Origin of the sequence: Tenacibaculum adriaticum (assembly GCF_008124875.1) — a bacterium.
GTDB lineage: Bacteria > Bacteroidota > Bacteroidia > Flavobacteriales > Flavobacteriaceae > Polaribacter > Polaribacter adriaticus.
In genome coordinates, this window is record NZ_VNIA01000001.1 from 492,605 (window position 1) to 512,626 (window position 20,022).

15 protein-coding genes are annotated in these 20,022 nt (G+C 30.2%); 7 read left to right on the forward strand and 8 right to left on the reverse strand.

The window, feature by feature from the left end; translation table 11 throughout:
• Positions 1–18 precede the first annotated feature (18 nt).
• Genes mfd through C7447_RS02315 form a run of 3 tightly spaced genes read left to right on the forward strand, consistent with a single transcriptional unit; the run spans position 19 to position 4,751 of the window.
• Positions 19–3,348, forward strand: a complete 3,330-nt coding sequence (gene mfd, locus C7447_RS02305) for a transcription-repair coupling factor (RefSeq protein ID WP_148868566.1) — start codon at positions 19–21, stop codon at positions 3,346–3,348.
• Between the two features lies 1 nt (position 3,349).
• Positions 3,350–3,910, forward strand: a complete 561-nt coding sequence (locus C7447_RS02310; protein WP_148868567.1) for a metal-dependent hydrolase — start codon at positions 3,350–3,352, stop codon at positions 3,908–3,910.
• Positions 3,891–4,751, forward strand: coding sequence for a DMT family transporter (locus tag C7447_RS02315; RefSeq protein WP_148868568.1), 861 nt, complete (start codon positions 3,891–3,893; stop codon positions 4,749–4,751). The genes C7447_RS02310 and C7447_RS02315 overlap by 20 nt, the downstream gene beginning before the upstream one ends.
• Positions 4,752–4,758: 7 nt before the next feature.
• Here the strand turns inward: C7447_RS02315 and C7447_RS02320 are convergent, their stop codons facing one another.
• Positions 4,759–5,820 carry a hypothetical protein gene (locus tag C7447_RS02320; RefSeq protein WP_148868569.1) on the reverse strand — a complete coding sequence of 354 codons (1,062 nt, stop codon included), beginning with the start codon at positions 5,818–5,820 and terminating at the stop codon, positions 4,759–4,761.
• Between the two features lie 132 nt (positions 5,821–5,952).
• Between C7447_RS02320 and C7447_RS02325 the strand changes: the two genes are divergently transcribed.
• Positions 5,953–8,259, forward strand: a complete 2,307-nt coding sequence (locus tag C7447_RS02325) for a hypothetical protein (protein WP_148868570.1) — start codon at positions 5,953–5,955, stop codon at positions 8,257–8,259.
• Between the two features lie 2 nt (positions 8,260–8,261).
• On the opposite strand, the gene dprA is transcribed toward C7447_RS02325, so the two are convergent.
• Positions 8,262–9,359: a DNA-processing protein DprA gene (dprA, locus tag C7447_RS02330; RefSeq protein WP_148868571.1), complete on the reverse strand. Its 1,098-nt coding sequence runs from the start codon at positions 9,357–9,359 to the stop codon at positions 8,262–8,264.
• Positions 9,360–9,454: 95 nt separating this feature from the next.
• Here dprA and C7447_RS02335 point away from each other — a divergent pair, with 95 nt between their 5' ends.
• On the forward strand, positions 9,455–10,375 hold the full coding sequence (locus C7447_RS02335; protein WP_148868572.1) for an HU domain-containing protein: 921 nt from the start codon (positions 9,455–9,457) through the stop codon (positions 10,373–10,375).
• A gap of 73 nt (positions 10,376–10,448) precedes the next feature.
• A complete protein-coding gene (locus C7447_RS02340; RefSeq protein ID WP_148868573.1) occupies positions 10,449–10,961 on the forward strand; it encodes an acyl-CoA thioesterase in 513 nt (170 codons plus the stop codon).
• Between the two features lie 3 nt (positions 10,962–10,964).
• Here the strand turns inward: C7447_RS02340 and C7447_RS02345 are convergent, their stop codons facing one another.
• The 6 genes from C7447_RS02345 to C7447_RS02370 all read right to left on the reverse strand — a co-directional run bounded on the left by C7447_RS02345 (position 10,965) and on the right by C7447_RS02370 (position 17,713).
• Entirely contained in the window at positions 10,965–12,008 is a 1,044-nt protein-coding gene (locus C7447_RS02345) for an AI-2E family transporter (protein ID WP_148868574.1), read from the reverse strand.
• Positions 12,008–13,219 carry a murein hydrolase activator EnvC family protein gene (locus C7447_RS02350; RefSeq protein WP_148868575.1) on the reverse strand — a complete coding sequence of 404 codons (1,212 nt, stop codon included), beginning with the start codon at positions 13,217–13,219 and terminating at the stop codon, positions 12,008–12,010. The genes C7447_RS02345 and C7447_RS02350 overlap by 1 nt, the downstream gene beginning before the upstream one ends.
• Entirely contained in the window at positions 13,219–13,989 is a 771-nt protein-coding gene (locus C7447_RS02355; protein WP_148868576.1) for a DUF4292 domain-containing protein, read from the reverse strand. The genes C7447_RS02350 and C7447_RS02355 overlap by 1 nt, the downstream gene beginning before the upstream one ends.
• The gene (locus tag C7447_RS02360) at positions 13,990–14,976 is read right to left on the reverse strand and encodes a tetratricopeptide repeat protein (protein ID WP_170245854.1); all 987 of its coding nucleotides are present in this window, start codon (positions 14,974–14,976) and stop codon (positions 13,990–13,992) included. It lies immediately after the preceding gene.
• Positions 14,954–15,970, reverse strand: a complete 1,017-nt coding sequence (locus C7447_RS02365; RefSeq protein WP_148868578.1) for a sugar phosphate nucleotidyltransferase — start codon at positions 15,968–15,970, stop codon at positions 14,954–14,956. The genes C7447_RS02360 and C7447_RS02365 overlap by 23 nt, the downstream gene beginning before the upstream one ends.
• An 84-nt stretch (positions 15,971–16,054) precedes the next feature.
• Positions 16,055–17,713 carry an ABC transporter ATP-binding protein gene (locus C7447_RS02370; RefSeq protein WP_148868579.1) on the reverse strand — a complete coding sequence of 553 codons (1,659 nt, stop codon included), beginning with the start codon at positions 17,711–17,713 and terminating at the stop codon, positions 16,055–16,057.
• Positions 17,714–17,920: 207 nt separating this feature from the next.
• On the opposite strand from C7447_RS02370, the gene C7447_RS14705 reads away from it, so the two are divergent.
• The coding region (locus C7447_RS14705) for a M4 family metallopeptidase (RefSeq protein ID WP_170245874.1) at positions 17,921–20,022 on the forward strand (2,102 nt) is incomplete at its 3' end.

Here is a 20,022-nt window from a genome sequence, read left to right on the forward strand (position 1 = left end):
TGCTTAAAATAGTTACCGTTGAGCAAGCAAACGATTGTTAATCACTACCAAAAATCTGCTAAAACAACGCAGGTTTTACAAGAGCTACAACACGATAAAAACCATTTTCAAATATCGAATTTGGTAGGGTCGTCGTTGTCTTTTGTTATTTCAGAAACGTTTAAAAAAGTAGATAAACCGTATTTGTTAATTTTTAACGATAAAGAAGAAGCGGCTTATTATTTAAATGATTTAGAACAACTTCTAGGAGATAAAAATGTACTTTTTTATCCAGGGTCATACCGAAGACCTTATCAAATAGAAGAAACCGACAATGCTAATGTTTTATTGCGTTCGGAAGTTTTAAACAGGATAAACTCTAGAAAAAAACCAGCAATAATAGTTACGTATCCTACCGCGTTGTTTGAGAAAGTCGTTACCAAAAAAGAGCTTGAGAAAAATACACTTAAGGTAAGTGTTGGTGATAATTTATCACTCGATTTTGTTAATGAAGTCTTGTTTGAATATAAGTTTAACCGTGTTGATTTTGTTACTGAACCAGGTGAATTTTCGGTTCGAGGCGGAATTATAGATGTGTTTTCTTTTTCTCATGACGAACCGTATCGAATAGAATTTTTTGGCGATGAGGTAGATAGCATTCGTACGTTTGATGTAGAAACTCAGCTTTCTAATGAAAAGCTAAAAAAAGTAAGCATTATGCCTAATGTTGAAAACAAGGCACTGCAAGAAAACAGAGAAAGTTTTTTAAAATATATTTCACCTCAAACCATTGTTTTTACCAAAAACATAGATTTACTTGTTGGAAATTTAGACAAGTTTTTTACCAAAGCACAAGAGGCTTTTAGTGGTTTATCGAAAGAAATAAAACATGCAGAACCGTCAGAATTATTTTGTGATGGTAATTTTATAAAACAACAACTTCAAGATTTTACCTTAGTTTCCTTCGGAAGCAATGAATCTGGTAAGAAGATTGATTTTAATATAAAAACGCAACCTTCTTTTAACAAACAATTCAATTTGTTAATAGAAGATTTAAATGAGCATCATAAAAACGGATTCACGAATTACATCTTTTGTGCAAACGAACAACACGCAAAACGATTTCATGATATTTTTGATGATGCAGATGAAGAAGTTCATTATGAAACCTTAGTTTTTCCAATTCATCAAGGATTTATAGACGAAGATGAAAAAATAGTTTGCTATACCGATCATCAAATTTTTGAGCGTTATCATAAATTTCGATTAAAAAATGGATATGCTAAAAAGCAATCTATAACACTTAAAGAACTTACAAATCTAGAAAAAGGAGATTATGTAACACATATAGATCACGGAATTGGAAAATTTGCTGGATTACAAAAGATTGATGTAGAAGGAAAAAAACAAGAAGCTATTAAATTAGTGTATGGAGATAGAGATATTTTATATGTAAGTATTCACTCATTACATAAAATCTCAAAATTCAACGGTAAAGACGGTAAACCGCCGAAGGTATACAAATTAGGTTCTGATGCTTGGAAAAAAGTAAAACAAAAAACAAAAGCAAGAGTTAAACACATTGCCTTTAATTTAATTCAATTATACGCGAAGAGACGTTTACAAAAAGGCTATGCTTTTGGTCATGATACGCATATGCAACATGAGTTGGAAGCAAGTTTTATTTATGAAGACACACCCGATCAATTTTCTGCTACGCAAGAGGTAAAAGCCGATATGGAAAAAGAACAACCGATGGATCGATTAGTTTGTGGTGATGTTGGTTTTGGAAAAACAGAAGTAGCAATTCGTGCTGCTTTTAAAGCAGTAGATAACGGAAAACAAGTAGCCGTTTTAGTACCAACAACCATTTTAGCATTTCAGCATTTTAAAACCTTTACAGAGCGGTTAAAAGGATTTCCAGTTACAATTGATTACTTAAACCGTTTTAGAACCGCTAATCAAAGAAAAGGAGTATTAGAAGGTGTTGCTAACGGAAGTGTAGATATTGTTATTGGTACACATCAATTGACTAACAAAAATATTAAATTCAAAGATTTAGGATTATTGATTATTGATGAAGAACAAAAATTTGGAGTTGCGGTAAAAGACAAATTAAAAACGATCAAGGAAAATGTTGATACGTTAACATTAACCGCTACCCCAATACCAAGAACCTTACAGTTTAGTTTAATGGCAGCTCGTGATTTATCCGTAATAAAAACGCCTCCACCAAATAGGCATCCTATTGAAACAAATGTAATTCGTTTTTCTGAAGAAACTATTCGTGATGCCATTTCTTATGAAATCTCTCGTGGCGGACAAGTGTTTTTTATCCATAACCGAATAGCAAATATTAAAGAAGTTGCTGGTTTGTTACAACGTTTGCTTCCGTCAGCTAAAATTGGCATTGGTCATGGGCAAATGGAAGGTAAAAAGCTAGAAGATCTTATGCTTGGTTTTATGAACGGAGATTTTGATGTGCTAGTTTCTACGACAATTATAGAAAGTGGATTAGATGTACCCAATGCAAATACTATTTTCATTAATAACGCGAATAATTTTGGATTATCTGACTTACACCAAATGCGTGGTCGTGTGGGGCGTTCGAACAAAAAAGCATTCTGTTATTTTATCACGCCGCCATATCATATGATGACCGATGAAGCTCGCAAACGTATTACAGCGTTAGAAATGTTTTCTGATTTAGGAAGCGGTTTAAACATCGCTATGAAAGATTTAGAAATTCGTGGCGCTGGAGATTTATTAGGAGGTGAACAAAGTGGGTTTATTAACGATATTGGTTTTGATACTTACCAGAAAATATTACAGGAAGCTATTGAAGAATTAAAAGAAAATGAATTTAAAGATTTATATGCTTCGGAAACAGAGAAAAAACCGAAAGAGTTTGTAAAAGAGGTTCAGATAGATACAGATTTTGAAATTTTATTTCCAGATGATTATGTAAATTCAACTACCGAACGTTTAAATTTATATAAAGAATTAAGTGATTTAACTTCGGAAGAAGAACTACTTGTTTTTGAGAAGAACATTATTGATCGTTTTGGAGAAATACCAAAAGAAGTTAAAGATCTATTAGATAGCGTTCGTATAAAATGGTTAGCGAAAGAACTTGGTTTAGAAAAGGTTATTTTGAAGAAAAAACGTATGGTTGGGTACTTTGTGTCCGATCAACAAAGTGATTTTTACCAAACCGAAGCATTTACTAGAATGCTGCGCTATGTACAACAAAACCCCAAAAGCTGTGTAATGAAAGAAAAACAAACCAAAAACGGATTGCGTTTACTCATCACGTTTATTAAAATAGATTCGGTAAGTACCGCCTTAAAAATATTAGAAAGAATATAAAATGGCATCAATATTTGGGCATGCAATAACCGCAATTGCTTTAGGGAAGAGTTTTTCTAAAACCATGATTAGTTATAAATTTTGGATATTAGGGGTTTTATGCTCAATATTGCCCGATGCAGATGTTATAGGTTTTAGTTTTGATATTAAATACCATAGTTTTTGGGGGCACCGAGGTTTTTCTCACTCAATTTTATTCGCATTTATTTTAGGAGGTCTTGTTACAGTATTGTTTTATAGAAAACAGACTTTTAGTTTTAATGGAGGTTTATATATTTTGTTTTTTACTTTATGTACAGCATCTCACGGAATTTTAGACGCTTTAACAACAGGCGGGTTAGGCGTTGCATTTTTTTCACCTTTTAACAATACTCGTTATTTCTTTCCTTGGAGGCCTATTCAGGTTTCTCCTATTGGCGTTGAACGATTTTTCGGTGAAAGAGGACTCAAAGTAATATCGAGTGAACTTATTTGGATTGGTATCCCTTCTATTTTATATATTGCTGTTGCAATATTTTTTAAACGATCTAATAGAAGAATTAATGGAAAACAATCACATTAAAAACTTATCAGGGTTAATATTAGCTGCTTTTTTTATAAGTACCTCTAGTGTATTAGGAAAGTATATAGCCATGCCATCTGAGGTTATTGTCTGGTTTCGTTCGGCGTTTGCTATGGTTTTTTTATTCATTTATTGTAAATATAAAAGCATTAATTTATTTATTAAATCAAGTAAACATTACGCACCATTTATAATTAGTGCTTTTTTTACGGCAGCTCATTGGATTACCTATTTTTATGCTTTAAAAAAAGCAAATGTTGCTATAGGAATATTGTCTTTATATACATTTCCTGTTATGGTTGCCTTTTTAGAACCTCTTTTTTTTAAAATAAAATTTAACCCAATTCATATCCTTTTAGGAGTATTAGTTTTACTAGGGGTATACTTATTAGCACCTGATTTTAATATTGAAAGCAGTAATATGCAAGGGGTTTTATTCGGATTGTTATCAGCACTATTCTATTCAATTAGAATACTTATTTTAAAACAATATGTAATTCAATATAACGGAATTATGTTAATGTTTTATCAAACATTCATTATTACTGTTTTCTTAGTTCCTGTGTTGTTTTTTATGGATGTTTCAGGGTTTGAAACTCAATACCCATATCTGTTATTATTAGCATTGTTGGCTACAGCGATAGGACACAGTTTAATGGTACATTCATTCCAGTTTTTCTCAGTATCTACCGCAAGTATCATTAGTAGTGTACAGCCTGTTTTCGGAATTATATTAGCTTTTTTGTTTTTAAACGAAATACCAACACTAAATACTTTTTTTGGAGGATCCTTGATTTTAGCTACTGTGTTTATTGAGAGTCTTAGAAGCAAGACGAAGTAAAAATAACTTAACGTATCATCGAAACATCTTCATAATTACGGCGGACAAAATCGAGTGCGTTTTCTAAGATTTCCCCCATATTATTACTTTTTTTAAAAGTAATATCTTTCGTAAAATCATATACTTGTTTTTTAAGAAGTTCAACGTTTTCATCAGTCGATATTGTGTCGTTTTTCATGCAAAAAATCAATTGATTCACTCGATCTTCGGATGATAAAATTCGTTTTGCAACAATAGACCGTTCTTCCAATTTATACTGTTCAATAGAGTTTTCTAATAATTTATCGGCGACCAATTGCACCATGGGATAATTCTCTTTAAAAAACTGTGGATAATATACTTTAAACTTTCCCTCAAAACATTGTTGGTCGAAATCAATTGCGCGAATTTTATACACTACATGGTCAAAATCGTGTGTCGTTACAATTACATAATTATACGAACGCATATCTCCCAACAAACGAATCATACAACGCTCATTAAATTTTACAAACTCTTTAGCAATCTGTGCTTTTTCAGGTTCCGAACAGTTAGGTAGTACTTCTTTAATAAATATATCCCCTGGTATCCCTGCTATATGTTCTTCTATCAATGTGTCTTTATACACTAAAAAGTTGAGGTTGTAGGGCGATAAAATATGTTCGAGTTCTAATCCGTAAACACGAGAAGCATCCGCTTTTTTAACATAGAAATAGGTGTAATTGTCATTTAAAACATTACGTACTTTTACTCGAAAAGGCTTCGAATTACCAAAAGTGCAGTAATCTACTGCATCAACACTTAAGTATTGAATATTGTCTAAATTACCGTTTGAGTGTAAAATATTATAGACCATTTTTAAATTCAAATCAATTTCTTTACGCTCAAAATCAGAATAATACACACGAATCCAAAGCGTGTCTTCATCATTTTTATCATACACCACAATTGAACCTTGAAAACGCAACAAATCATCATAAAAAATCGGAATTTTTATGTTTCTACCATGCTCTACCAAATAGTCATTTAAAAAATGATTTACAGGAAACGCAGGTTTCTTTTTAGACATTAATTTTTCTTCGGATGCCATCTACAATGATTTTCTTCAAAAATAAAACAAAAGGAATGGATATAACTAGACTTCAAACATTTTTCGTGGGTGTAGTTAATTATTTAGTTTATTAAAAAGGTATTTTTAATTCTTGTTTTTTATATTTAGAAAATGAAAAAGAGTCTTATCATTTTATTTATTATTCATTGCAATTTAAATGCTCAAAGTAGTTTTATTGATTCTGTAATAAAACCATTACAAAAAGAACCACTTTTTTCTGAAAAAGTTTATATACATACAAATAAAGAAATTTATAATTCTGATGATATAATTTGGTTTAAAGCCTATGTGGTTGGAAATAAAAATAAACCCTCTCAACATACAACACTCTTGTATGTTAACTTATTAAACGAGAAAGGGGATTTAATTATATCTAAAAATGTTTTGATAAATAAAGGCATTGGGGTTAACCAAATACAATTACCCTCAACTAAAAAAGGCGCAAAATATTATATACAAGCATATACCAATTATATGAAGAATTTTGGAGGTGATAATTATTTCTTCAAAAAAATAACAGCAAAAGGGAATACTAAAATTAACAAACCCTTTAAAAATAAGTATGATATTCAATTGTTTCCAGAGGGAGGATATTTATTAGAAGGTTTTAAAAATACAATAGGAATAAAAGTTACTAAAAATGGTTATGGAGTAGATTATAGCGCTAAAATAATAACACTTAATAAACAAGAGGTAACCAAATTTAAAAATGAACATAAAGGAATGTCTAAAACGTCTTTTTTTTATAAAAAAGGGCAAAATTATAGCGCCTCGGTAATTTTAAAAGATACTGTTATTAATATAGAGGTTCCTTTGGCTAAAAAAGAAGGGGTATTATTGAACTTAACTAAAAATAAAGATTCAATTAAAATAGAATTGAAAGGACAATTTATAAAAACTAATTATGATAATAATTATATTGTTTTATTTCACCAAAAAAACCAGTTAATAGACTATTTTCAACTGCCTAAATTTGAAAGAAGAGAGGTTAAAACATTACATATTGATAAAAGAATATTTTTAAATGGTGTAAATACAGTAACTCTATTTAAGAATAATGAACCTATTTCTGAGCGAAAATTTTTTATTGAAAAAAGTAATAAGGAAAGTGCTATTAAACTAGAAAAAATATCAGAAGAAATAGATTCTATAACTTATGGTTTAACAATATATGACACAAATAAAGAGCTTTTAAATGTTAACGCTAGTGTATCGGTTTTATTAGACAAATATTATAAGTTCAATCCAGAAGTAAACATTGTTAATGCGTTTAATTTATCTCCTTTTGTCAAAGGGTATATAGAAGAACCTTCACATTATTTTAATCAAAAAAATGCCAAAAGAAAAGAACATTTAGATTTACTACTATTAACTCAAGGATGGAGTAAATATGATTTAACAAAAATGATTTCTGATTTAAACCCTAAGTATAAATATAGTTTTGAATTAGGGTTTAATTTAAAAGGGAGCTTGTCTCCAGTATTAACAAACGAATTAGCTTTAATTTCATCAAAAGAAAAGTTGATAGATAAAGTAAGTTTAATAGGGAACAATGATTTTAATTTTAAAAAACTATTGATTTACAAAGGAGATACAGTTAAAGTATCTTTTATAAAAAACAACGAAGCTCTTTCACCAAAAAAAATAAAAATGGATACTGTAAGAAATTTTTTTAATCCTAAGGTAAAACATTTATCAGAATACACACATCACTCAGATTTAGATGAAAATTATTTTATTAATTCTGATATTATAAAGTTAGATGAAGTTGAGGTTAAAGGAAAAAAGAGAAGTGAAAAATATTTAAAGAAAAAAAAATTTGTAAAAAAATATAAATCTATTGTTTGGGATATTGGTAAGTATTACCCTTTAAAAATTAGCCAAAACTATAAAGAGGAAAAGATTAATTTAATGACATTTCTTTTTAATGAAGAAGGTGTTATAATAAAAAAGAGTAAAGGACCATTAAATTATTTGTCTGTTGGAGTAAATAAATTAGCCTTTTTATTTATTGATGGAAAAGGAATTGAACCAAATGAATTATCTAACGTGTTTTTAAGGATGAATGAAGTTAAAGATATAGCAATACAACCAAAAGGAAGAGGAAATAAAAAAATTCAAGTATTTACTACTGAAAATTACAAAAAAAACATTGAAAATTTATTTAAACAATTTATTATTAAAAACGGATATGACAGAGCAAAAAAATATTACTCTCCTACTTTAAACCCCGAAAATTTTAATGAAATACAAGAGTTAGACTGGAAACCCGTTTTAAGAGCAAACAAATCTGAAGAAAAGATAACTTTTAAATTAAAGAAGTATGAATATTTAAATCAAAAGAATATTGTTTTTTATATTCAAGGAATCTCGAATAAAGGGAATTTAATTAATCAAATAATTAAAAACAATAATTAAAACTAGACTTCAAACATTTTTCCAGGATGCGGTTTTACAACTCCTTTTAATTCCATTTGAATAAGAATTGAGGATAATTGATGAATAGGTATATTACAATCTAAGGCAATAACATCTAAGAGTTGTCTTCCGTTTTGGATTAAATAGGTATAGATTTTTTCTTCATCGTCATTAAGTTCAAAGAACAGTTTTTCTTGTATCTGTTTTGTTGGTTTATGTACATCCCAATTCAACATTTTCACTATATCTTCTGCAGAGCTTAATAAATGAGCTTGATTGTTTTTGATGAGGTTGTTACATCCTTTACTAAATAAATCACTTGCTCTTCCAGGCAACGCAAAAACATCCCTATTGTAAGAGTTGGCAATGTCTGCAGTAACTAATGAACCACCTTTTTCAGCAGATTCTATAACAATGGTCGCTTGCGAAATTCCTGCAACTACCCTATTTCTTTTTAAAAAATTTTCTCGAAGTGGTTTTTCATCATGCCAAAACTCGGTAATGAATCCACCATTTTCATTTACAGCAGGAATGTGTTTTTTATGAACTTTTGGGTAAATTTCATCTAATCCATGCGCTAACACAGCAATAGTTTGTAGTTTGTTTTTTATAGCTGCTTTGTGTGCACAAATATCTACTCCGTAAGCAAAACCACTAACAATAGTCGGGTTGTATACTGCTAAATCTTTAATGAGTTCATTACAAAAATCACGTCCATAAGAAGTTATATTTCGGGTACCTACAACAGAAATGATTCGTGGGTTAGTTAAGTTAAGATTTCCATCCTTGAACAATAAAATTGGCGCATCTATGCAATGTTTAAGGTTTTCAGGATAATCGTTATCTTTAAAAAAACAATATTGGGTTTTACTTTTTTCAATATAACTGAATTCAGTTTCTGCTTTTTTTAAATTTTTATTATCTAATAAATGAGAAATTAATTGAGCGCCAATTCCATCAATTTTTAATAAAGAAGATTTACTTTCTTTAAACACTTGTGTTGCACTTCCAGAAGTATTTATGAGTTTTTTGGCAATAATATCACCAACTTTTGGAGTTGCTTGTAACCGTAATATCGCTATTAGTTCATCTTTATTCATGTTCAAAAAATTGATAATCAATATACAAAATATTTGTTGATAACAATTAGGGTAGAACAGTTGTAAAAGTGAACAAAAAAAGTAACTTTGTTTTCATGAGTTTAGCCAACTATATTAATGATTTACTATACAGATATGATTGTGTAATTGTACCCAATTTTGGAGGTTTTGTAACCAATAAAATTAGTGCAGTTGTAAATAACCACACACATACATTTCATCCACCAACAAAACAATTAAGTTTTAATATTCATTTAAAGCATAATGACGGTTTATTGGCAAATTATATTGCTTCTGTAGAAAATATTTCATTTGAAAGAGCGAATGATGTTATTGTTTCATCAGTTTTAAAGTGGCAAACAGAATTACAATCAAAATCAATTGAAATAGCATCTGTAGGTAGATTATCTTTAAATGATGAAAAACAATTGATTTTTGAACCGAATACAACTACAAATTTCCTGTCTGAATCATTCGGTTTTTCTACGGTTAAATCTCCTGTTATAGAAAGATTTAAACAAGAAGTAAAACCATTAATTCCTGTTCAAGAGACTTCTAATGAAGAGGCAAAAAAGGGAATTCCTGCTTTTGTAAAATATGCTGCGACTGCTGCTATTTTACTTACGGTTGGTACTTTCAGTTTTAATCAATACAATCAAATACAACAGCAAAAAGAGTTTGCAAAACAACAGGAACAAGTGGAGCAAAAAATTCAATCTGCAACGTTTGTAATAGATAATCCATTACCAACCATCAATTTAAATTTTGATAAAGTTAATCCAAAAGAGTTTCATGTTATTGCTGGTGCTTTTCAATTAACTGAAAATGCTACTAAAAAAGTAAATCAGTTAAAAGAAAAAGGATATAATGCTCGTATTTTAGGTTTAAATGAATGGGGTTTAATCCAGGTTTCTTTTGAAAGCTTTGAAAAAAGACAAGAAGCTAAAACCGCTTTACGTACAATTAAAAACAGTGGTTCTGAAGATGCTTGGCTGTTGATTAAAAAGTTCGACTAATTCTATTTTTTAAATTCTATTTAGAAGATCACTTTTTATAAGTGATTATATATCTTTGCGCAAAATTTTACTGATGAAAGCAAAAACACCTAGAGAATCACTAACTGTACTAACCGACCTCGTTTTACCTGGTGAAACAAACTTTTTAGATAACCTTTTTGGAGGAGAATTGCTAGCTAGAATGGATAGAGCCTGTAGTATTGCGGCAAGACGTCACTCTAGAAGAACCGTGGTAACAGCATCTGTAAATCATGTTGCATTTTCAAAGTCTGTTCCTGTAGGAAGTGTAGTTACTGTAGAAGCGAAGGTTTCCCGAGCTTTTAAATCGTCTATGGAGATTTATGTAGATGTTTGGATAGAAGACCGTCAATCGGGTGAAAAAACAATGGTAAACGAAGGTATTTATACGTTTGTCGCTGTAGATGAAACAGGGAAACCAGTTCCGGTTCCGCCTATTGAAGCAGAAACAGCACTTGAAAAGCAACGTTTTGATGGAGCCTTAAGAAGAAAACAACTTAGTTTAGTTTTAGCGGGAAGAATGAAGCCAAATGAAGCTACAGAGCTAAAAGCGTTGTTTACAGAGTAGTTTTTACAAAGACTCTTTTGTTTTATCAATCTCTCCACTTTCAGATAACATAATTGCTATGGGTAATGTTTTTTCAAATTGAGAAAAGACGATAATCATAATTACCGTTATAGGTACTGATAAAATCATGCCAGTAATTCCCCAAATTTTTCCCCAAATGGCAAGTGCTAGTATCGTAACTAACGGACTTAAATTTAAAGATTTTCCGAAGACACGTGGTTCAACAACATTACCAACGATTACTTGCACAGAACCGACAGCAATTAATACGATTATAAAAGGGGTAAACTCACCAAACTGTATTAAGCTAAATATAGCGGGAAATACAGTGGCTACTAACGATCCAATCGTTGGAATATAATTCAAAAGGAATATTAAAAAAGCCCAAAAAGGCGCACTATCTACTCCAACTAATACTAAAACGATATAACTTAGAACACCCGTAAGTAAACTTACGTAGGTTTTTAAACGTAAGTAATTTGAAATAGAATATTCTACCTTCGTTAAGATAGCTTTCATACTACCATAGGCTTTTTCTGTAGAGAAAATTTTATGTAACTTTTTTATAAAGCTAGCTTCTTCTAAAAAGATAAACAATGCATAAATAACGATCATGAAAGTATCTCCCAGTAATCCGCTAATACCATTTGCAATATTCCCTAGAACAGACCCATAGTTAAAATCTCCAATAACAGATTTTACCGATGTGATAAAATCTGCATGAAAATAACCAGTTAAGCTATTAATAATTTTCTCAACATTAGGTTCGTATTTACTATAAGATGTGGTAAGTTCTGTAATGCTGTTGGTAATAATTTCTGATACAAAACCAAAGGCTAAAACGATTAATGTAAATACTAAAATATTACTTAACCATTTCGGTATAAATTTTTTAGCAAAAGGTAAACGATAAATAGTCTTTCGTATTTCTCGAGTTAAAAACCAAAAAATTAACGCAAAAATAAAAGGAATTAAAATTCCTTTACCAACAACCAGAACAACAATAATTGCTGTAGTTATGATAATAAAATTTGTAGCGTTTTTCATTATTTATCTTCTATCCAATCTGAAGGATCTAAACGTTCTGTATTTTTAAATAACACAAAAACAAGGTCTGTTTTACCAGTAACTTTGTCGGTAAAAATTTTACCTAAAGTATCTCCTGTTTTAATTCCATCACCTTTATTTACATAGATGTCTTTAAGGTTATTGTAAGCAGTAATATAGCTACCATGTTGTACTAAAACTGCTTTTCTTCCTTTAGATAATAATTGAATAGCCAACACCTTACCATTAAAAACACTTTTGGCATTATCTCCTTTTTTACCACGAATATGTAACCCTGTACTATTGATATTAATTCCTTTAAATGTTGGATGAGGTTGCACGCCAAATTTACGTGTAACCAATCCATTTACAGGCCACGGTAATTTTCCTTTATTCTGTTCAAAATTAGCTTTTAAAGATTTTTCTTCGGCATTTAGTAAAAGTTCATTTTTTTTAGCTTTTCCTTTTTTGGCTTTATTAGCTTTTGCAATTGCTTCACGAATAACTTTATCAAGTTTATTGGCAACTATTTTTTCTTCTTTAATTTTTTGTTGAAGCTGATTTTTATACTTTGTTTCTTGTTTTTTAATTTTAGAAACTATTTGTTCTTGGTCTTTTTTATCACCTTCAATATGATTTTTCTGCTTTTCTTCTTCAATAATTAACAGCTCTTTTGCCTTCTTTTTCTGAAAAAGAGAATCGTTAAACTTTTCAATTAACTTTGTTTTAGCAACAATTTCTTCTCCTTGTTTTTTACGGTAGTCTTTGTATTGCTCCATATATTTAATTCGCTTGTAAGCTTGATAAAAGCTTTTAGAAGACAGTAAAAACATGGTTTTACTTTGTTGCGATTTACTTTTGTATGATTTAAAAACCATATCTGCGTAATCGGCTTTTAAATTGGTAAGTTCTAGATTGTATTTATCGAGTTTTTTTTCATTTTCTTTAATCTCTTTAGATATTTCCTTAGTTTCTAATTCGATTGTTTCTATTAAACGTTCTCGAACCGTGATTTTTTGATTGATGTCCTTTAAATCATCTAGAGCATTACTTTTTTCTTTTGAGGTTTTAAAAAGTAAGGTGTTTACTTTTTCAATCTCTTTATTTAGTTTTTTCCTCTTTTTTTCGAGTTGTCTTCTACTTTGCCCAAAAGAAATGGTTACAGAAGCAAAAAAAAATAAAAAAGATATATAAAAAAGCTTGTTTCTCATTACAGTTTAATTTCTTTATATCCTGAAGGAATTTTATAGGGAATACTTACTTCTTCATCAAAAATAATAGAACGAACGCTAATATTAATATTTGTAAATTTATTTTTTTCTTGCGCATTAATATTTATTCTTTCAGGAAAAGAAACATGATGCCTTTTTAAATACTTTGGATATGAAATATCTAATCGCTGTTTTTTAAACTCATTAACCAACGATTGTTTATTTAACTTAAAATTAGAGGGATTAACCCAGTAAAAAAGATCAAATAAAACAGGCTGTTTTTTAGGGTGTAATTGATATGCTTTTTCTACAATTTCGACTTCATGTTTTTCTGATTTAACATCATATATAGCTTGCCCTAATAACAGGTTTTGCAGTTGCTGAAAATTAATATCCGTACCTAACATTTTTTTCAACATAGAAAAATTTCCTTCAATATAATTTTTCTTATAAGGTGAGTAAAAGCTGACTTTTTCTGGGGTTATTTTTGCTTTGAAGACCGTAATGATTTTAGTTCCTTTTAACCAAATAACTTCGTCTTTTTTTATTTTCATTCTTACAGAAAAACCAAGATCTTCCTTAGAGTCTTTGTAATTCACTTTTAATTTAGCGTCAATTGTTTTTTTGTTAAAATTCTCAGCCACGTGTTTTTTTGCTACTTTTTTTGCTGATAATTCTTTAACAAAAGAAGTCTTACCACTTATTGCTTTACTTGATTTACAAGAGCTAAAAACGATAAAAAAAACAAAAATATATTTAAAAATCTTCATTTATAATTTTAATTTTTTTTGATATTTACTTATGTTTTTATCATCGCCTAAACCTTTATAAGATTTAAGCAGTTCGGTATAAAAACGTTTTTCCATTTCTACATCATCAATTACAAAATCAATGCCGTTTTGCAAAGTTTCTATAGCTTTTTTAAAATCATTTTTTCGATTATGTGCTTTTCCATTCATTAAATAAACCAAAGGTTGTGCAGGAAATAAACGCATCCCTTCATTACTGTATTGTTGTAATTCAGGATTATTTTCTTTATCAAATTGATTCAGTAAGTTTTTTAGAAAAACAAAAGACTTGTTTTTAAGAAACTGATCTTTTAATGAGCTTTCAGTATTTTCTAGTACTACATTTTCTTGTTGAACAGGAGTTTTTTTAGTTTTAATTAAACGCTTATATATTCTTCGTAATCTCGAATTTAACATTTTAGCATCTGCTAATTCAGTCAATAGATTTTTAGCTGAATTTGTATCGTTATTTCGCAAATGTAAATAGACAATTTCTTGCTTTTTTTTCGGATATTTTTTAGCTATTTTTTCTTGAATTTTAATTGCTTTGCTATATTTTTTTTGTTTTTTATGAATTGTAACAAGATGTTCTAAAACCCAAAGATTTTCAGGGTCTGTTTTCAATGCTTGGTATCCATACTCTAACGCTTCCGGAATTTTATCTAATTGTAAGTAGTTCTTAGAAAGTTCAAACAAAACGGCTTTATTATTCGGAATTATTAAATTACACTCTTCTAAATTTTCAATTGCCTTTTGATAATTTTCAATTGCTTTTTCGGTAATCGCATTAAAAAAATATTCTTGAAAATCTAAATTCTTTTTTTCATTAATACTGCTTTGCAGAACAATACTATCTTGAGAAAAAACGGCATAAGACGAAAGAATCAAGACTAGAAATAATATGCTTGCCTTGATTCTTGAGTTTAAACTTATTGTTTTTTGTTCTTTATATAAGTTCTGTGTAATCACCAATGCTTACAGATGTATATTTTCCATTATATTTCGCATGATTCCCAATCATAGCATTATCTAAATTTGCGTTAGAAATTACAACATTTGTTTGAATTAAAGAGTTGGTAATTGTTGAATTTTCAACAACACTATTTTCTCCTATTGAAACAAACGGACCAATTTTGGTGTTTTTTAAGACTACGTTTTTACCAACAAAACAAGGTTGTATAATTTCAGAGTTTTGTAATACAACGTCGGCAGACACTAAATTATTACCACTTGCATGTTCAAAGCCTAAAACTTGTTTGTTAGTATCTACTGTTGGGTCTTTTTTTCCACAATCCATCCAAGCATCAACTTTACCTGGTATAAATTGAGCACCTTGTTGTTTTAACGATTCCAACACATTGGTTAATTGATATTCACCATTTTCTTTTAAATTGTTATCTAACAAGTATTTAATCTCTTCACGAACCTTATCTCCATCCTTAAAATAGTATATGCCAATAATGGCTAAATCAGAAACAAAGTCTTTTGGTTTTTCAACAAAATCAGAAATAACACCGTCTTTTAGTTTTACAACACCAAAAGCACTAGGATCTTCCACTTGTTTTACCCAAATTGCGCCATCTGCGTTTGCATCTAAGGTAAAATCTGCTTTAAATAAAGTGTCGGCAAAAGCGACCACACAAGGACCGCTTAATGAATCTTTTGCACAATAAATAGCGTGTGCAGTTCCTAAAGCTTCTTCTTGAACATAAACAGATCCTTTTGCATTAAGAGCATCAGCAATTTTTAAAAGCTCTTCTTTGGTATTCTCAGGAAACCCTTTTGTTGTTGGGCCAATAATAAAAGCTATTTCATCTATGGGTTGATTTACAACAGAGGTAATATCTTCAACCAAACGTTGTACAATTGGTTTTCCAGCAATAACAGTTAATGGTTTAGGTGTGGTAAGTGTATGTGGACGCAAACGCGATCCAATTCCTGCCATTGGCACTATAATTTTCATGTTTTTTCTTTTCGTTTTAACGTTGCAATATACTACTAATTCATCGATATAAAAAGAGAGGAATTGATGTGTAAAGCAGTTAAATTATATCCCTTTTGGGATAGAATCAATTAATTTTTTAGTATAACTTGTTTTCGGATTTTGATAAATAATATCAGCATCATTAATTTCTTCTATTTTTCCTTTATTCATTACCATTAGTTGATCTGCCATGTATTTAACAACAGATAAATCATGTGAGATGAATATATATGTGAATTTATATTCAGATTTAAGTTGATTTAACAAATTCAACACTTGAGCTTGTACAGAAACATCCAAAGCAGAAACAGATTCATCACAAATAATTAATTTAGGCTGAAGAGCTATTGTGCGAGCAATTCCAATTCGTTGTCTTTGTCCGCCAGAAAATTCATGAGGATAACGATAAAAATGTTCAGGTTCTAATCCTACTTTTTTAAGAAGTTTTAAAACATATTCTTTTCTTTCTTTCGAAGATGAAAATATATCGTGAACCTTCATCGGTTCCATTATAGCTTTCCCAACAGGGATTCTCGGATTTAAAGAAGAAAAAGGATCTTGAAAAATAATCTGAATTTCTTTTCGTAAGTTTTTAAATTCAGATTTTGAAAGATGGGTAATCTCTTGTCCTTTGTATTTAATTTGTCCAGAAGTAGCCTTTTCTAGTTGTAAAATTGTACGTCCGAGAGTTGTTTTTCCACAGCCACTTTCACCAACTAATCCGAGAGTTTCTCCTTCATAAATTTTAAAAGAAACATCGTCAACAGCTTTAATTATATCTGGTTTGGTAAACCAACTTTCTTTAGAAAAAAATTCCTTCTTCAAATTGTAGACTTCTAATAATGGAGTTTGGTTATATATTTTTTGGTGAAATTTTGAGCGCTCTTCATCAGAATATATTGAATAATCAATTGTATTATTAATAAAATCAGTAACTGTGGGAAGTGTTTTTGAGCGGTTTTTTAAATTAGGTTTCGAATTAATAAGTGCTTTTGTATAATTTTCTTTAGGATTAAGAAATATTTCTTTTGCATTTCCTTGCTCAATAGCACTTCCTTTATACATTACCACAACCTCATCCGCAATCTCAGAAACCAATGCTAAATCATGTGTAATAAATAAAATACTTAGCCCATTTTCTTGTTGTAGTTCTTTAAGTAAATGAATAATTTCCTTTTGAACCGTTACATCTAATGCGGTTGTGGGTTCATCTGCAATTAACAATTTAGGTTTACATGCTATTGCCATAGCGATTATAACTCGTTGTTTTTGTCCACCACTAATTTGATGAGGATATGAAGAGTAAATCTGCTCAGGTCTTGGTAATTTTACTTTCTCAAAAAGAGAAATTACTTCTGTTTGAATTTCTGAAGGAGACAAATTTGTATGTTGTTGTAAAATTTCAACAACTTGAAAGCCACAAGTTAAGGTTGGATTCAGAGAACTCATAGGTTCTTGAAAAATCATGGCAATTTCTTTACCTCTTATTTTTTGAAAATCTTTTTCAGAAAAGGATAATAATTTTTTTTTATTAAAAATTATTTCTCCCTCAACTTTTGCTGCTTTTGGAAGCAATCCTAATATAGCCAAAGAAGTAACTGATTTTCCACTTCCACTTTCTCCCACAACACCTAGTATATTATTGGGTTTTATTTCAAAAGAGATGTTATTTACAACCTTGTTTTCTGAAAATGAAATAGATATGTTTTTTGCGCTTACCATAATAGTTTTCCAAAAATAAGGATTAATAAATTGCTATGAAATTTATAAGACAAGGATTAAAATGTTAAAATAATGTTTTTGTTTTGTTAATAAAATTATATATTTACCGTTATCTTAACAAAAAATTAAGAATTTTAACAAGATTTTCGCCTTAAATCCCCTGAAATATTAAGTTAAATTTAATATAAACTTAAACCCTTCGATTAAATGAAAAAAAATTACTTAAGTTATGCTTTTGTTTTTTCTTTGCTAGCAGTAGGTACTGTTAATGCACAAAAAAATGAACTTCAAATTAAAAAGAAAATTTTAGACCAAAGAGGAAACCCCTCTATTGTCATGTTTAAAAAATCATCTAATTATTCCGTTTCTCAAGCTAAAGAAGCTATAATTCAAGATTTTGAATTAAAAAACAGTTCTTTAAAAAAAGTAAAAATTAATAATGATGATTTAGGCTTTACCCACGAGAAACAACAACAATTTCATAAAGGAATTAAAGTTGAATTTGGACAATACAACTTTCATGCTAAAAACGGAAGTGTTCAATCTGCTTCAGGTAAAATTTTTAGAATAGAAAAAGAAAATTTAACACCAAACTTATCAAAACAAGTAGCTTTTAATAAAGCAATTCAACATACTGGAGCAGAAAAGTATATGTGGGAATTCCCAGAAGCATCAAAAGAAATGGATAACTATAAAAAACCAGAAGGTGAATTATTACTATTACCGGGTGAAGTTATCGGACAAAAGGATGCGCGTTTAGCTTATAAATTTGACATTTTTGCAACGAAGCCCTTAAGTAGAGGTTATTTATATATTGATGCTCAAAATGGAGAAGTATTGTTTTATAACGCAATTATTAAGCACGCAGAAAAGTTTGGTCACGGAAGTGAAGCAAAACATGTTGATAAAGTAAATAAAACAACTACAGTAGCTACAGCATTTGTTTCTGCTATAGCAGAAACACGTTATAGTGGAGTAAAAAATATTGAAACTGCTTTAAGTGGATCTAATTATATTTTAAGTGATGCTTCAAGAAAAATATATACTCGAGATGCTAAACATCAAGCGCCAGGATCAACATATCCTTATGTAACAAATTATGATCAGTTCACAGATAGTGATAATAATTGGACAACAGCTGAACATAGCACAAATAAAGATGATGCCGCATTAGATGCTCATTGGGGAGCAATGATGACTTTTGATTACTGGCAACAAGAGCACGGTAGAAATAGTTATGATGGGAGTGGAGCACAAATTAGAAGTTATGTACATGTAGATAATAATTATGATAATGCATTCTGGAATGGTTCAGTAATGTCTTATGGAGACGGATCCTCAAATGGTAATGAAGGAAACGGAAATTTCGATGCTTTAACATCTATCGATGTAGCTGCACATGAAATTGGTCATGCAGTCTGCTCATATACTGCAGATTTAGCATATCAAAGGGAGTCAGGTGCATTAAACGAAGGTTTTTCAGATATTTGGGGAGCAGCTGTTGAACATTTTGCAAAGGGGAATGGAAATGATTTAAATCCTTCCGCTTCAGTATGGTTAATTGGAGATGAAATTGATAGGCGAAGCGGTTCTGCTGCTTTGCGCTCTATGAGTAATCCAACTTCAGAAGGTCAACCAGACACGTATGGTGGTACAAATTGGCAAAACCCAAATTGTGGTACACCTACAAATCTTAATGATTATTGTGGAGTTCATACAAACTCCGGAGTGTTAAATTATTGGTTTTATTTATTAACTGTAGGTGGTAATGGAACAAACGATGTAGGTGACGTTTTTAACGTAACTGGAATTGGGATGACTAAAGCAGCAAAAATTACATATCGTTTAGAAGCTAATTATTTATCACCTAGCTCAACCTTTGCTGATGCAAGAGCTGGAGCAATTCAAGCGGCTACGGATTTATATGGAGTTAATTCTCAAGAAGTAATTTCAACAACGAATGCTTTTTATGCAGTGAATGTTGGAGAAGAGTTTGTGCAGGCATGTGCATTAGGAGCTCCTTCTGGCCTATCGACTTCAAATGTTGGAGACAATGGCTTTACTGTTTCTTGGAACTCAGTATCAGGAGCTGCATCTTATGATGTTACTATCGGTGGAAATACAAGTAATGTATCTGGAACAACTTTTAATGCATCAGGATTGTTATCTGGAACTCAATATACAGTTAACGTTTCTGCTAAATGTTCAGGAGGAGGAAGTGGAACAGCAGCGACAACGAATGTTACTACAACAGGAACGCCACCATTAAACTATTGTGATTCTAAAGGAAATAGTGTTGCAGATGAATA

Excerpts from the sequence above, each read along its gene's own strand:
- C7447_RS02355 (WP_148868576.1), bottom strand. The coding sequence starts at position 13,989 with ATGAAGATTTTTAAATATATTTTTGTTTTTTTTATCGTTTTTAGCTCT.
- C7447_RS02325 (WP_148868570.1), top strand. The coding sequence starts at position 5,953 with ATGAAAAAGAGTCTTATCATTTTATTTATTATTCATTGCAATTTAAAT.
- C7447_RS02370 (WP_148868579.1), bottom strand. The coding sequence starts at position 17,713 with ATGGTAAGCGCAAAAAACATATCTATTTCATTTTCAGAAAACAAGGTT.
- C7447_RS02335 (WP_148868572.1), top strand. The coding sequence starts at position 9,455 with ATGAGTTTAGCCAACTATATTAATGATTTACTATACAGATATGATTGT.
- C7447_RS02365 (WP_148868578.1), bottom strand. The coding sequence starts at position 15,970 with ATGAAAATTATAGTGCCAATGGCAGGAATTGGATCGCGTTTGCGTCCA.
- dprA (WP_148868571.1), bottom strand. The coding sequence starts at position 9,359 with ATGAATAAAGATGAACTAATAGCGATATTACGGTTACAAGCAACTCCA.
- C7447_RS02350 (WP_148868575.1), bottom strand. The coding sequence starts at position 13,219 with ATGAGAAACAAGCTTTTTTATATATCTTTTTTATTTTTTTTTGCTTCT.
- C7447_RS02340 (WP_148868573.1), top strand. The coding sequence starts at position 10,449 with ATGAAAGCAAAAACACCTAGAGAATCACTAACTGTACTAACCGACCTC.
- C7447_RS02315 (WP_148868568.1), top strand. The coding sequence starts at position 3,891 with ATGGAAAACAATCACATTAAAAACTTATCAGGGTTAATATTAGCTGCT.
- C7447_RS02310 (WP_148868567.1), top strand. The coding sequence starts at position 3,350 with ATGGCATCAATATTTGGGCATGCAATAACCGCAATTGCTTTAGGGAAG.
- C7447_RS02320 (WP_148868569.1), bottom strand. The coding sequence starts at position 5,820 with ATGGCATCCGAAGAAAAATTAATGTCTAAAAAGAAACCTGCGTTTCCT.
- C7447_RS02345 (WP_148868574.1), bottom strand. The coding sequence starts at position 12,008 with ATGAAAAACGCTACAAATTTTATTATCATAACTACAGCAATTATTGTT.